The sequence below is a fragment of the Enterobacter cloacae complex sp. ECL411 genome (genome assembly GCF_021869665.1).
GTDB lineage: Bacteria > Pseudomonadota > Gammaproteobacteria > Enterobacterales > Enterobacteriaceae > Enterobacter > Enterobacter intestinihominis.
The window spans coordinates 3,040,483-3,055,009 of record NZ_CP091486.1 but is presented as its reverse complement, the minus strand read 5'-3'; the positions used below and the strand labels follow the sequence as shown (position 1 = coordinate 3,055,009).

Here is a 14,527-nt window from a genome sequence, read left to right as displayed (position 1 = left end):
CGATGACAAATCTAAAAAAGCGCGAGCGAGCGAGAACGAATGCATCGTTAATCTCTATGGTGCAGCGTTTTTCTGATATCACCATCATGGTCGGCGGACTGTGGGCGGTGTGTTGGGTCAGCGGGCAGTCGTTCTTATACATGCACTTGCTGATGGCGTTGATTGCGCTGGTGGTGTTTCAGATGATCGGCGGCATGACCGATTTCTATCGTTCATGGCGTGGCGTCAAAATGACCACCGAACTGATGCTGCTGCTCCAGAACTGGACCTTAAGCCTGATTTTCAGCGCAGGCCTGGTGGCGTTCAGCCATGATTTTGATAATCGGCTTGTGACCTATCTCTGCTGGTATCTGTTAACCAGCGTTGGCATGGTGGTCTGCCGCTCGCTGATCCGCTTTGGCGCGGGCTGGCTGCGCAACCGTGGGTATAACCGTCGCTTTGTTGCCGTGGCGGGCGACCTGCCGGTGGGACAGGTATTGCTCGACAGCTTCCGCAAAGAGCCGTGGTTAGGTTTTGAAGTGGTGGGGGTTTATCACGACGCGAAGCCCGGCGGCGTACCATCTGACTGGGCGGGCAGCTACGAACAGCTGATAGAAGACGCGAAAGCCGGCAAAATTCACAACGTCTACATCGCCATGCAGATGAAAGATGAATCCCGCATCAAGACACTGATGCGCGAGCTGGCCGATACCACCTGCTCGGTGATCCTCATCCCTGACGTGTTTACCTTCAATATTCTCCACTCCCGTATTGAAGAGGTGAACGGGGTACCGGTTGTTCCGTTGTACGACACGCCGCTGTCGGGGATTAACCGCGTGCTGAAGCGTGTGGAGGATATCGTACTTTCGTCCCTGATCCTGCTGCTCATCTCCCCGGTGCTGTGCTGCATTGCGCTGGCGGTGAAGCTCAGCTCGCCGGGGCCGATCATCTTCCGTCAGACCCGCTACGGCATGGACGGTAAGCCGATCATGGTGTGGAAATTCCGCTCCATGAAGGTGATGGAGAACGACAAGGTGGTGACCCAGGCGACGCAGAACGATCCGCGCGTCACCCGCGTGGGTAACTTCCTGCGCCGTACCTCGCTCGATGAGCTGCCGCAGTTCATCAACGTGTTCACCGGCGGGATGTCCATCGTCGGGCCTCGTCCTCACGCCGTGGCCCATAACGAGCAGTACCGTACCCTGATCGAAGGCTACATGCTGCGCCATAAGGTGAAGCCAGGCATCACCGGCTGGGCGCAGATCAACGGCTGGCGCGGCGAGACCGACACGCTGGAAAAAATGGAAAAACGCATCGAGTTCGATCTGGAATACATCCGCGAGTGGAGCCTCTGGTTCGATATCAAGATTGTTTTTCTGACCATTTTCAAAGGCTTCGTGAACAAAGCGGCGTACTAAGATGAGCTTACGAGAAAAAACCATCAGCGGCGCAAAATGGTCAGCCATGGCCACCATCGTCATCATTGGCCTCGGCCTGGTGCAGATGACGGTGCTGGCGCGCATTATCGATAACCACCAGTTTGGTCTGCTGACCGTCTCGCTGGTGATTATCGCCCTGGCCGATACGCTGTCGGACTTTGGTATCGCCAACTCCATTATCCAGCGCAAAGAGATCAGCCATCTGGAGCTGACCACCCTCTACTGGCTGAACGTCGGGCTGGGTATCTTCGTCTTTGTGCTGGTGTTCCTGCTGAGCGATGTGATTGCCGGCGTGCTGCATAACCCGGACCTGGCGCCGCTGATGCGCACCCTGTCGTTTGCTTTCGTGGTGATCCCGCACGGGCAGCAGTTCCGCGCGCTGATGCAGAAAGAGCTGGAGTTCAACAAAATCGGCATGATTGAAACCAGCGCCGTACTGGCGGGCTTTACCTTCACCGTGGTCAGCGCCCATTTCTGGCCGCTGGCGATGACCGCCATTCTCGGCTACCTCGTTAACTCTGCCGTGCGCACGCTGCTGTTTGGCTTCTTCGGCCGCAAGATTTATCGCCCGGGACTGCATTTTTCGCTGGCGTCTGTTTCATCCAACCTGCGCTTCGGCGCGTGGCTGACGGCAGACAGCATTATCAACTATGTGAATACTAACCTCTCTACGCTGGTGCTGGCGCGCATTCTGGGCGCGAGCGTCGCGGGCGGCTACAACCTGGCGTATAACGTCGCGGTTGTCCCGCCGATGAAGCTCAACCCCATCATTACCCGCGTGCTGTTCCCGGCGTTCGCCAAAATTCAGGACGATACCGAAAAGCTGCGCGTGAACTTTTACAAGCTGCTCTCCGTGGTGGGGATCATCAACTTCCCGGTGCTGCTGGGGCTGATGGTGGTTGCCAGCAATTTCGTACCGCTGGTGTTTGGCGAGAAGTGGAACAGCATCATCCCGATCCTGCAACTGCTGTGCGTTGTGGGGCTGCTGCGCTCGGTGGGGAACCCGATTGGTTCTCTGCTAATGGCGAAGGCGCGCGTGGATATCAGCTTCAAGTTCAACGTGTTTAAAACCTTCCTGTTTATTCCGGCAATTATTGTGGGCGGGCATATGGCGGGCGCCATTGGCGTGACGCTCGGCTTCCTGCTGGTGCAGATCGTCAATACCGTGCTGAGCTACTTCGTGATGATCAAACCGGTGCTGGGCTCCAGCTACCGTCAGTACATTCTCAGCCTGTGGCTGCCGTTTTATCTCTCCTTACCGACTCTGGCGGTGAGCTACGGCCTGGGCGTGGTGCTCAACGGGCATCTGCCGCTGGCGGCGCTGCTTGCGGTGCAGGTCGCGTCAGGCGCGCTGGCATTCGGCGTGATGATTGTGCTGTCACGCAATGCGCTGGTGGTTGAGATAAAGCGCCAGTTTTGCCGTAACGAAAAAATGAAAACGCTGCTTCGCGCAGGCTAATTTTACGAGGCCATTATGAAATTACTTATTCTTGGCAACCATACCTGCGGCAACCGTGGCGACAGCGCCATCCTGCGCGGTTTATTGGATGCAATTAACACCCTTAAGCCTGAGACAGAAGTGGATGTGATGAGCCGTTATCCGGTCAGCTCATCCTGGTTACTGAACCGCCCGGTGATGGGCGACCCGCTCTACAGCCAGATGAAACAGCACAACAACGCTGCGGGCGTGATGGGGCGCGTGAAGAAAGTACTGCGTCGCCGCTACCAGCATCAGGTGCTGCTTTCTCGCGTAACCGACACCGGCAAGCTGCGCAACATCGCCATCGCGCAGGGCTTTACCGATTTCGTGCGTCTGCTGTCCGGCTATGACGCCATTATTCAGGTGGGCGGCTCGTTCTTCGTCGACCTGTACGGCGTGCCGCAGTTTGAGCATGCACTCTGCACCTTCATGGCGAAAAAACCGCTGTTTATGATCGGCCACAGCGTCGGGCCGTTCCAGGATCCGCAGTTCAACCAGCTGGCGAACTATGTCTTCGGCCACTGTGACGCGCTGATCCTGCGCGAATCGGTCAGCCTCGACATGATGAAGCGTAGCGAAATCGACACCACCAAAGTGGAGCACGGCGTAGACACCGCCTGGCTGGTGGATCATCAGGATGACAGCTTCCAGGCCAGCTACGCGGTACAGCACTGGCTGGACGTGGCGGCAAAACAGAAAACCGTCGCCATTACCCTGCGTGAACTTGCGCCGTTCGATAAACGCCTCGGCACGACTCAGGCGGCGTATGAAAAAGCCTTTGCCGAGGTGGTGAACCGCGTGCTGGACAGCGGTTACCAGGTGCTGGCGCTCTCCACCTGTACCGGTATCGACAGCTACAACAAAGATGACCGCATGGTGGCGCTCAACCTGCGCAACCTGGTAAACGACCCGTCCCGCTACCACGTGGTGATGGACGAGCTGAACGACCTGGAGATGGGCAAGCTGCTCTCCGCCTGCGACCTGACCGTGGGCACGCGTCTGCACTCGGCCATTATCTCGATGAACTTCGGCACGCCAGCCATCGCCATCAACTACGAACACAAGTCCGCGGGCATTATGCAGCAGCTCGGTATGCCGGAAATGGCCGTCGATATTCGTCATCTGCTGGACGGTTCGCTGGGTGCGATGGTGGGCGACACGCTCGGCCAGCTGCCTGCGATCAACGAACGTCTGGCGGTGGCGGTGAAAGCCGAACGCGAAAAAGGTATTGGCATGGTGAAATCCGTCCTCGACCGCGTCCGGGAGGGGAAATGAAGGTTGGTTTCTTCTTACTGAAATTTCCGCTGTCGTCTGAAACTTTTGTGCTGAACCAAATCACCGCGTTTATCGATATGGGGTATGACGTGGAGATTATCGCCCTGCAAAAGGGCGATACGCAAAACACCCATGCGGCGTATACCCAGTATGGGCTGGAGGCGAAAACCCGCTGGTTGCAGGACGAACCCGCCGGACGGATGAACAAACTGCGCCATCGCGCCGGCCAGACGCTGCGCGGCCTGCATCGCGCCTCGACGTGGCGGGCGCTGAATATGTCGCGCTATGGCGCGGAGGCCCGCAACCTGATCTTATCCGCCATTTGCGGGCAAGCGGCCCAGCCGTACCGGGCCGATGTCTTTATCGCTCACTTTGGCCCGGCTGGCGTCACGGCGGCAAAACTGCGTGAGCTGGGGGTGATTGACGGCAAAATCGCCACCATTTTCCACGGTATCGATATCTCCAGCCGTGAAGTGCTGAACCACTACACGCCGGAATATCAGCAGCTGTTTCGCCGTGGCGACATGATGCTGCCGATAAGCGACCTGTGGGCCGGGCGCCTGAAAACCATGGGGTGCCCGAGCGAGAAAATCACCGTTTCACGCATGGGCGTGGACATGGAACGCTTCACCCAGCGACCCGTCAAGGTGCCGGGCAAGCCGCTGCAAATTATCTCTGTTGCCCGCCTGACCGAAAAGAAAGGGCTGCACGTAGCCATCGAAGCCTGTCGCCAGCTGAAGGCGCGTGGTGTGGACTTCCACTATCGCATCCTGGGTATCGGGCCGTGGGAGCGTCGCCTGCGCACGCTGATTGAACAGTATCAGCTGGAAGACGTGGTGGAGATGCCGGGCTTCAAGCCGAGCCACGAAGTGAAAGCCATGCTCGACGAGGCGGATGTGTTCCTGCTGCCTTCCGTAACCGGCGCTGACGGCGATATGGAAGGCATTCCCGTGGCGCTGATGGAGGCGATGGCGGTCGGCATTCCGGTGGTCTCGACGTTACACAGCGGCATCCCGGAGCTGATCACTTCTGAGCATTCCGGCTGGCTGGTCCCTGAAAACAATGCGCTGGCGCTGGCGGACCGTCTGGCCGCGTTCAGTGATATCGATCAGCAGACGCTGATCCCTGTGCTGCAAAATGCGCGGCAAAAAGTTGAAGCAGAATTCAATCAGCAGGTGATTAATCGCCAGTTAGCGAGCCTGCTGCAAACGCTGTAACGCTGAGGTTGTATGCTGAAAAAGATTACCCGACGCCGATTTGTCTCTTCTTTATCCGTCCTGGCTGCTATGCCGCTGTTGTCACCCCGCGCTGCGCGGGCGGCAACCGGGAAGACGGTTTCTGTCGATCGTTACAACAATAAGGACTGGATCGCCGCCTTTAAGCAGGCATTTGCCGAGGGCGATACCGTTGTTGTTCCCGCCGGGTTAACCTGTGAAAACATCAATACCGGCATTTTCATTCCTGATGGCAAAACCCTGCTGATCCGCGGTGCGCTGAAGGGCAACGGGCGCGGGCGGTTTGTACTTCAGGAGGGCTGCAAGGTCATTGGGGAAGGAGAAGGGCGCACGCATAACATCACGCTGGACGTGCGTGGCTCCGACTGTGTCATTAAAGGGCTGGCGATGAGCGGCTTCGGCCCCGTCACCCAGATCTACATCGGCGGTAAAAAACGGCGAGTGATGCGCAACCTGCTCATCGATAACATCACCGTGACGCAGGCCAACTACGCGATCCTGCGTCAGGGGTTCCACAATCAGGTGGACGGTGCGCGCATTACCAACAGTAAATTCAGCCACTTGCAGGGTGACGCGATTGAGTGGAACGTGGCGATTAACGACCGCAACATCCTGATCTCTGACCACGTGATCGATAACATCAACTGCACCAACGGCAAGATCAACTGGGGCATAGGCATTGGGCTGGCCGGCAGTACGTACGACAATGACTATCCGGAACAGCAGACCGTTAAAAACTTCGTGGTGGCAAATATCACCGGCAGCAACTGTCGGCAGCTGGTGCATGTCGAAAACGGTAAACACTTTGTGATCCGTAATATCAAGGCCAGCAATATTACCCCTGACTTCAGTAAAAAGGCCGGAATTGATAACGCGACAGTAGCTATTTATGGCTGTGATAATTTCGTTATTGATAATGTCGATATGGTCAACAGCGCCGGAATGCTAATTGGCTATGGCGTGATCAAGGGCGATTATCTGTCGATACCGCAGAACTTCAAACTTAACGATATTCGCCTGGATAACCGACAGCTTGCCTATAAGCTGCGCGGGATACAGATTTCCTCCGGCAATGCCACGTCGTTTGTTGCCATCACCAACGTGGAGATGCAGCGGGCAACGCTTGAGCTGCATAACAAACCCCAGCACCTTTTCTTACGTAATATCAACGTGATGCAGGAGTCAACGACGGGGCCGGCTTTGAAGATGAACTTCGATTTGCGCAAAGACGTGCGCGGGAAGTTTATGGCTAAAAACGAGACGTTGCTGTCGCTTGCGAACATAAAAGCGGTTAATGAAAAGGGGCAGAGCTCGGTGGATATTGATCGGGTCGATCAACATGTGGTGAATACGGAACGGTTGAATTTTGCGCTGCCGCACAGGTAATCCTACAGCCTATTTTGCGACTATTCCTGGTACGGAATCGCGATCTATTCAGATTACAACTACTGTAATTTGTGGTGGGGTGACCTAGGATTACTTCATATTTACGGCAAAACATGCTGGCGAAAACAGGTTTAAAAGCTATAATTCGTCAACCATTTTAAGGTGGAAGAAATAATGATTAATTTGAAAGCAGTCATACCGGTAGCGGGTCTGGGCATGCATATGTTGCCAGCCACGAAGGCAATTCCCAAAGAGATGCTGCCGATCGTTGACAAGCCGATGATTCAGTACATCGTCGACGAGATTGTTGCTGCAGGGATCAAAGAAATCGTTCTGGTGACGCACTCTTCGAAGAATGCGGTAGAGAACCACTTCGACACCTCTTATGAACTCGAAGCGTTGCTTGAGCAGCGCGTTAAGCGTCAGCTTCTGGCGGAAGTTCAGTCTATCTGTCCTCCTGGCGTGACCATCATGAACGTGCGTCAGGCGCAGCCGCTGGGTCTGGGCCACTCGATCCTGTGCGCGCGTCCGGTCGTAGGCGATAACCCGTTTATCGTGGTACTGCCCGATATCATCATTGATACCGCCTCTGCCGATCCGCTGCGTTACAACCTGGCGGCAATGGTTGCACGCTTCAACGAAACGGGTCGCAGCCAGGTGCTGGCGAAACGTATGAAGGGCGATCTCTCTGAGTACTCTGTTATTCAGACTAAAGAGCCGCTGGAGTCGGAAGGGCAGGTGAGCCGTATCGTTGAGTTTATCGAAAAACCCGATCAGCCGCAGACCCTGGACTCCGACCTGATGGCAGTCGGCCGTTATGTGCTGAATGCCGATATCTGGGCTGAGCTGGAAAAAACCGAGCCGGGCGCCTGGGACCGTATCCAGCTGACCGATGCGATTGCCGAGCTGGGGAAAAAGCAATCCGTTGATGCCATGCTGATGACCGGTGACAGCTATGACTGCGGTAAGAAAATGGGGTATATGCAGGCGTTTGTGAACTATGGCCTGCGTAACCTGAAGGAAGGGGCGAAGTTCAGAAGCCGGATTGAGAAGTTGCTGGCTAACGACTGATAGTCCTTCCGCAGTCTGAAAGACTTTATGCGCGGCAGCCATCATTTTGTTATGTTGTTACATAAACAAAATGATGGCTGCCGCTTTTTGTTATTAATTCCTGTGATAACAGAGAGTTACCTGCTTCAAATCTGGACTGATTTGTAACGATTTGTGCTTGTTTCCGAGTCCATTTAGGACGACAATTAACGCCAGTTTTTTGTCTGTAATCAGACCTCAAAATCCTTTATTCAACATTCGCTCAGTGCACTGGTAGCTGTTAAGCCAGGGGCGGTAGCGTGCCTTTTTTACACACAATCTAGTATTGAGCAAAGCAGGAGAAGCAGGATGTTACTTCCAGTGGTGATCGCAGGAGGAACAGGGAGTCGACTATGGCCGATGTCTCGCGAGTTGCAGCCTAAGCAATTCCTTTCATTCCATCAGGGCGGATCGATGCTGCAAAATACGATTTCACGCCTCGACGGTCTGGATGTGACCGATCCGATTGTTATCTGCAATGAAGATCACCGTTTTCTGGTGGCCGAGCAGTTGAGACAAATGCATAAGCTCGCCGGGAATATCATTCTTGAACCTGTTGGGCGCAATACGGCACCGGCTATTACTCTGGCTGCCCTCCATGCACTGGAAACTGGTGAAGATCCTGTCATGCTCATTCTGGCTGCCGATCACTTGATTGCCGACACAGCCACATTCCATTCCGTCATTACCAACGCCATTCCTTTTGCAGAACAAGGCAAATTGGTTACCTTCGGTATCGTGCCTACGCAGCCAGAAACTGGCTACGGCTACATTCAGCGTGGTGAAGAACAACATGCCGATCAGTCTACCGCCTGGAAAATCAAGCGCTTTGTTGAAAAACCGGATCAGGCGACCGCTATCTCTTACCTCGAAAGTAAAGAGTATCTCTGGAACAGCGGTATGTTTATGTTCCGGGCCTCTTCCTATCTGAACGAAGTTGCGAAATTTTGTCCGTCGATCCTTGATGCATGCAAAAATGCCATGCAGCAGCCCGTCAGCGATCTCGATTTTATCAAACTCGATAAAGAGACATTCACCTGTTGTCCGTCTGATTCCATCGACTATGCGGTGATGGAACATACAGACCTGGGCATTGTGACGGCGATGGATGCAGGGTGGAACGACGTGGGCTCGTGGTCAGCGCTATGGGAAACCTCGTCGCATGATGCTAATGGCAACGCGCTGATTGGCGATGTTTTCACCCATCAGACCCGCGATTGTTATATCCGCAGCGAAGGGAAATTAACCGCAGCGTTAGGGTTGGACGACCTTATTATTGTTAATACCAAAGATGCGCTGCTGGTTTCCCATAAGGATAATGTCCAGGATGTGAAAGTTGTTGTTGAGCATCTAAAAGCCCATTCACGTGCTGAATGTCGCGAACATACCACGCGTTATATGCCCTGGGGCCATGTCGAAACGCTTGTTCGGGATACGCGTTACCGGGTTAACCGTGTAACCATTATTCCTGGTGGTGAGCTCTCGCTTCAGCTGCATCATCATCGTATTGAGCACTGGGTTGTGCTGACCGGAACGGCGCTAATTGGTGTCGAAGGGAACGAAATTTATCTCACTGAAAATGAATCAACGACAATCCCTGTGGGAAAAAAACATAAGCTCTCGAATCCAGGAAAAATAAATCTGGAAATTCTGGAAATTCAGTTTGGTAGTTATTTGGGTGAAGATGACGTACTAAGGATTTCATAATGGAAAATAACAATAAAAAATTAAGTTGTTTTAAGGCCTATGATATTCGGGGGAAATTAGGTGAAGAGCTTAATGAGGATATTGCCTGGCGTATTGGTCGCGCTTATGCGCAATGTCTGGAACCAAAACAGGTTGTTGTCGGCGGCGACGTTCGTCTGACAAGTGAGTCTCTGAAGCTGGCTCTCGCGGAAGGCTTGATGGCGGGCGGCTGTGATGTGCTTGATATTGGACTTTCTGGCACAGAAGAGATTTACTTCGCCACCTTCCATCTGGGCGTTGATGGCGGTATAGAAGTAACGGCCAGCCATAATCCGATTGACTATAACGGGATGAAGCTGGTTCGCAGCGGTGCCCGGCCGATCAGCGGTGACACGGGTTTGAAAGAGATCCAGCTCCTCGCGGAAATAAATGATTTCGCCCCATCTCAGCGTATGGGAAGCTATAAAAAGATTAACGTTCTTAATGAGTATGTTGATCATTTACTGGGCTATATCAATCTCGACAATTTCCGCATTAAACCGATTAAGTTAGTCATCAACTCCGGTAATGGTACCGCGGGGCACGTTATTGATGAAATTGAAAAGCGTTTCAAAACGGCCGGCATTCCTGTCGATTTTATAAAAGTTCATAACGATCCGGATGGTACTTTCCCGCACGGTATTCCAAATCCACTTCTGCCAGAAGCACGCCAGGATACCGCCAATGCGGTTGTTACAGCTGAAGCGGATATGGGTATCGCGTTTGACGGAGATTTTGATCGCTGCTTCCTGTTTGACGAGAAAGCCAATTTTATCGAAGGTTACTATATCGTTGGACTCTTAGCAGAAGCCTTCCTGAATAAAGAGCGTGGCGCGAAAATCATCCACGACCCGCGACTGACCTGGAATACGGTTGATATTGTCGAGCGCGCGGGCGGGATCCCTGTGATGTCTAAAACCGGTCATGCTTTTATTAAAGAGCGTATGCGCAAAGAGAATGCGGTATACGGCGGTGAAATGAGCGCTCACCATTATTTCCGTGAGTTTGCTTATTGTGACAGCGGCATGATTCCATGGTTGCTGGTTGCTGAACTGGTAATAACATCCGGACGCTCTCTTGGCTCGCTGGTGGAATCACGTATCGCACGCTTCCCTGTATCTGGTGAAATTAATCGCAAAGTGGTCCATGCTTCTGCGTTAATTGATGAGATTGAAAACCGCTACTCCTCCCTGGCTGTGGATATTGACTACACGGATGGACTGAGCATGTCTTTCCCGGGCTGGCGCTTTAACATTCGCACCTCCAATACCGAACCGCTGCTGCGTCTAAATGTGGAAGCAGATGCCGATCTGGGTTTAATGGAAGCGAAACGAGATGAGCTGTTAGGGCTGATAAAAAGCTAATTTCTAAGTTGCCTAATCGCGTGGGAAAATATTAATGTTAGAAGTCTTATTAGCGGCAATCGTAGGTTTAATTTTCTTTTTTGTTTTCCTCGCTCTGCACCTACGCATCAGGTTGTTAATGGTGCTGGTGGCTTTGTTGAATAAATCAGATTTCGGGTAAGTCTCCCCCGTAGCGGGTTGTGTTTTCAGGCAATACGCACGCTTTCAGGCATACCTGCTTTCGTCATTTTGTTCAGCGCTCGTACCAGGGCCATAGCCTCCGCAACCTGACCATCGTAGTCACGCAGCGTCAGTGAACCCCCGAACAGCTGTTTTACCCGGTACATCGCCGTTTCCGCTATCGAGCGACGATTGTAATCTGTTGTCCATTTCCACCGCGCATTACTCCCGGTCATTCGCTGATTAGCCACTGCACGGTTACGGTCTGCATATTCACCGGGCCAGTAACCCGCACCTTTTCGGGGAGGGATAAGCGCGCTGATTTTCTTACGCCGCAGTTCATCGTGACATAGCCGGGTATCGTAAGCGCCATCGGCGGCGGCTGACCTGATTTTCCGGTGGGTTTGCCGGATTAACCCGGGGAAGGCCTCTGAGTCCGTAACGTTGTTCAGCGACAGGTCTGCACAGATGATTTCATGTGTGTTGCTGTCAACTGCCAGATGCAACTTTCGCCATATACGACGGCGTTCCTGGCCATGCTTTTTGACTTTCCACTCGCCTTCACCGAAGACCTTCAGCCCGGTGGAATCAATTACCAGGTGTGCGATTTCACCCCGGGTGGGCGTTTTGAAACTGACATTAACCGACTTTGCCCGCCTGCTGACACAGCTGTAATCCGGGCAGCGTAGCGGAACGTTCATCAGAGAAAAAATGGAATCAATAAAGCCCTGCGCAGCGCGCAGGGTCAGCCTGAATACGCGTTTAATGACCAGCACAGTCGTGATGGCAAGGTCAGAATAGCGCTGAGGTCTGCCTCGTGAAGAAGGTGTTGCTGACTCATACCAGGCCTGAATAGCTTCATCATCCAGCCAGAAAGTTATGGAGCCACGGTTGATGAGGGCTTTATTGTAGGTGGGCCAGTTGGTGATTTTGAACTTTTGCTTTGCCACGGAACGGTCTGCGTTGTCGGGAAGATGCGTGATCTGATCCTTCAACTCAGCAAAAGTTCGATTTATTCAACAAAGCCGGTGCTGGTATGTAGCATTCCGCAGCTCTATCTGGTGCAATTAGGTGGAGCCGATGTTCCAATGGCATTTCTGCTTCCGGCATTGCTCCTGCCTGAATTTATTATTAATGCAAACCGGTTCTTAGCAAAAGCAACGAATATTATGCTTCTTGGCCTGATACTCATCAGCACCCTGAGCCTTGCGTGGTCGGTTGAGAAATCGATGGGTATTCGTGATATTGCCTATTTGTGTGAATTTATCGTCATCTCAAACGCCGTCTACGTTTTAGCGGTGAAAGATCGAGTTGCATTGTATAAAACTATCAACGTTATGTTGGTTTTTGTTTGCTTGCAGGCGATTACGGTCATCACCTTTAGATTTAATGAGTCACTCGAATTGGCGGTAGTGTTGTCCCCTATAAGTAAATATACGATGGGAATGAATACGCTTCAGAGCTTATTAGATGGAGCCAGGAATAACTTCTACGATCCGGTTAAAGCGGGTGGGGTTTTGTTCGTTAATGCCAATGCTGCTGCCTGTTATGCAGGAATCTCATCCTTTATGGCTTGGGGCATTTACAAGGCGTTGAAATCAAAAATCACGCTTATGATGGCTATTCTGCTCTGGGCAACCGTATTTTTTACCGGCTCCAAAGCGGGCGTCCTTTTCGCGATACTTATCCCGGCATTTATTTTCTATCTGAAACTTCAGCGTTCGACACGCGTCATTTTGAGTTCAGTAGGCGCCTCGTTTGCCATAGTATTAATCGCTATAAGCGTTGTTTTCAGCATTACCGAACAAAGCGTTTTTTTAAAAGAATCCACGGATACGGCTGAAACACGTTACGAGATATGGAACTATGCATTTGACGCATTTTTAAATAATCCACTGATGGGGCAGGGCTACGGTGGTTGGGAAGCCGATTACAGTAAGCACACTGATTATTTCCTTCCGCCACACAACACGCTTATTTATCTTTGGTCTAAGTCAGGAATTATTGCTTCAATGCTGGGGCTAGGTTTTATCCTTTGCAGCATTGGGGTTGCTTTGAGAGCAATACGAAGTACAAATAATGAACAAAAAAACATCGGCTTTTCCTTCCTGATGGTGCTTTCCTGGCTTTTTGCTCACGGATTTGGCGAAAACTTTGGCTTAATAGGTGAGCAACACCAGATGATCGTGTTAGCCGTAATGCTTGGGCTTTGCCTGGCAGCAAATTTACCAATTAATCGGCATAATAGGGTACAGGAATGAAGACGGTCGGTATTTTCAGAAACCAGCTTTTTAAGGGTTCGGAAGTTTTTATTCAGCAGCAGGCTGAAGCATTACAGTGTTTTGATAAATGCTATATCGGCAGACGCCTTATCGGGACGAAACCAGAAGGCTCAGTCGCATGTGTATTGAATGAACATGGAAATGTTTACGGTAAACTCGCAGAAATGGTGAATGCGATCACCACGTCGCAGCTGCCTTATCAGTCTGTTTTAAAATCACAGCCCTTAGACCTCATTCATGCACACTTTGCGATCGATGGACTTTATGCTTTAAAGCTGGCGCAGAAGAAAGGTATTCCTTTGGTGACAACACTTCATGGATTTGATGTGACGGTCAGTAATAAGGATTTACTGGCGTCACGGTCACCCGCCTGGATTAATTATCTTCTTCATCAACATAAAGTAAAAAGTCAGGGTGATAAGTTTATTTGTGTTTCAGATTTCATTGCCCGCCAGGCTCTGCAACACGGTTTCCCGGAAAGCAAAATCATTCAGCACTATATTGGTATTGATGTGAATAAATATCAGCCGCGTGCAAAAGAGGACGATCAAGGCATTATCCTTCATGTTGCAAGGCTGGTAGAGAAAAAAGGGACAGCCGTTTTAATCAATGCAGTCAAGCAGGTAAAGTTATTAAATCCTGATGTTAAGCTTGTGATTATAGGAGAAGGGCCGTTATTGGATGGGCTGAAGGCTCAGGTCACATCCCTTGGTCTGGATCAAACCGTTACTTTTACAGGCGCGTTGCCCCACGTCGATGTTATGGCATGGATGCGTAAAGCTAGCATGTTGGTTTTACCGAGCATTACAGCGAAAACCGGTGATGCTGAAGGGTTGGGTATGGTTCTTCTTGAAGCGGCAGTGACCGGTGTTCCTGTCATCGGTACTCAGCATGGTGGGATACCAGAGGCGATTATAGATGAGCAAACTGGATTTTTAGTTAAAGAGCGAGATGACAAGCAGCTTGCAGATCGTATCTCATACTTATCTAATAATGAAAATATAAGATTTATTATGGGGACTAATGCGCGTGAATTTGTTAATCAAAAGTTTAACTTATCTCAACAAACAACAAAATTAGAAAATATATATCAAAAACTTTTATAATAGGCTGC

At 51.7% G+C, this 14,527-nt stretch carries 11 protein-coding genes; 10 read left to right on the top strand and 1 reads right to left on the bottom strand.

The annotated features are described in order from the left end of the window. The first annotated feature begins 2 nt into the window (after positions 1-2). From wcaJ to L3069_RS14545, 8 genes are all read left to right on the top strand, one after another. Positions 3-1,397, top strand: coding sequence for an undecaprenyl-phosphate glucose phosphotransferase (gene wcaJ, locus L3069_RS14580; protein ID WP_038416372.1), 1,395 nt, complete (start codon positions 3-5; stop codon positions 1,395-1,397). 1 nt (position 1,398) lies between these two features. Continuing rightward, entirely contained in the window at positions 1,399-2,877 is a 1,479-nt protein-coding gene (wzxC, locus tag L3069_RS14575; protein ID WP_038416371.1) for a colanic acid undecaprenyl disphosphate flippase WzxC, read from the top strand. Positions 2,878-2,892: 15 nt separating this feature from the next. Continuing rightward, positions 2,893-4,173 carry a colanic acid biosynthesis pyruvyl transferase WcaK gene (gene wcaK / locus L3069_RS14570; RefSeq protein ID WP_022648628.1) on the top strand — a complete coding sequence of 427 codons (1,281 nt, stop codon included), beginning with the start codon at positions 2,893-2,895 and terminating at the stop codon, positions 4,171-4,173. Further along, the gene (gene wcaL, locus L3069_RS14565; protein WP_038416369.1) at positions 4,170-5,390 is read left to right on the top strand and encodes a colanic acid biosynthesis glycosyltransferase WcaL; all 1,221 of its coding nucleotides are present in this window, start codon (positions 4,170-4,172) and stop codon (positions 5,388-5,390) included. Before wcaK ends, wcaL begins: the two co-directional genes overlap by 4 nt. A gap of 12 nt (positions 5,391-5,402) precedes the next feature. Continuing rightward, positions 5,403-6,794, top strand: a complete 1,392-nt coding sequence (gene wcaM / locus L3069_RS14560; protein ID WP_038416368.1) for a colanic acid biosynthesis protein WcaM — start codon at positions 5,403-5,405, stop codon at positions 6,792-6,794. 174 nt (positions 6,795-6,968) lie between these two features. Continuing rightward, on the top strand, positions 6,969-7,865 hold the full coding sequence (gene galF, locus L3069_RS14555) for a GalU regulator GalF (RefSeq protein WP_038416367.1): 897 nt from the start codon (positions 6,969-6,971) through the stop codon (positions 7,863-7,865). Positions 7,866-8,192: 327 nt separating this feature from the next. Continuing rightward, on the top strand, positions 8,193-9,590 hold the full coding sequence (locus tag L3069_RS14550; RefSeq protein ID WP_032103498.1) for a mannose-1-phosphate guanylyltransferase/mannose-6-phosphate isomerase: 1,398 nt from the start codon (positions 8,193-8,195) through the stop codon (positions 9,588-9,590). Then, entirely contained in the window at positions 9,590-10,972 is a 1,383-nt protein-coding gene (locus L3069_RS14545; RefSeq protein ID WP_032609656.1) for a phosphomannomutase/phosphoglucomutase, read from the top strand. The genes L3069_RS14550 and L3069_RS14545 overlap by 1 nt, the downstream gene beginning before the upstream one ends. 185 nt (positions 10,973-11,157) lie before the next feature. Here the strand turns inward: L3069_RS14545 and L3069_RS14540 are convergent, their stop codons facing one another. Continuing rightward, on the bottom strand, positions 11,158-12,126 hold the full coding sequence (locus L3069_RS14540) for an IS5-like element IS903B family transposase (RefSeq protein WP_072201439.1): 969 nt from the start codon (positions 12,124-12,126) through the stop codon (positions 11,158-11,160). Between L3069_RS14540 and L3069_RS14535 the strand changes: the two genes are divergently transcribed. Together L3069_RS14535 and L3069_RS14530 are read left to right on the top strand one after the other, a co-directional pair. Beyond that, positions 12,106-13,392, top strand: coding sequence for an O-antigen ligase (locus tag L3069_RS14535; RefSeq protein WP_236901884.1), 1,287 nt, complete (start codon positions 12,106-12,108; stop codon positions 13,390-13,392). The genes L3069_RS14540 and L3069_RS14535 overlap by 21 nt on opposite strands. After that, on the top strand, positions 13,389-14,519 hold the full coding sequence (locus tag L3069_RS14530; RefSeq protein ID WP_023295010.1) for a glycosyltransferase: 1,131 nt from the start codon (positions 13,389-13,391) through the stop codon (positions 14,517-14,519). Before L3069_RS14535 ends, L3069_RS14530 begins: the two co-directional genes overlap by 4 nt. Positions 14,520-14,527: the final 8 nt, after the last annotated feature.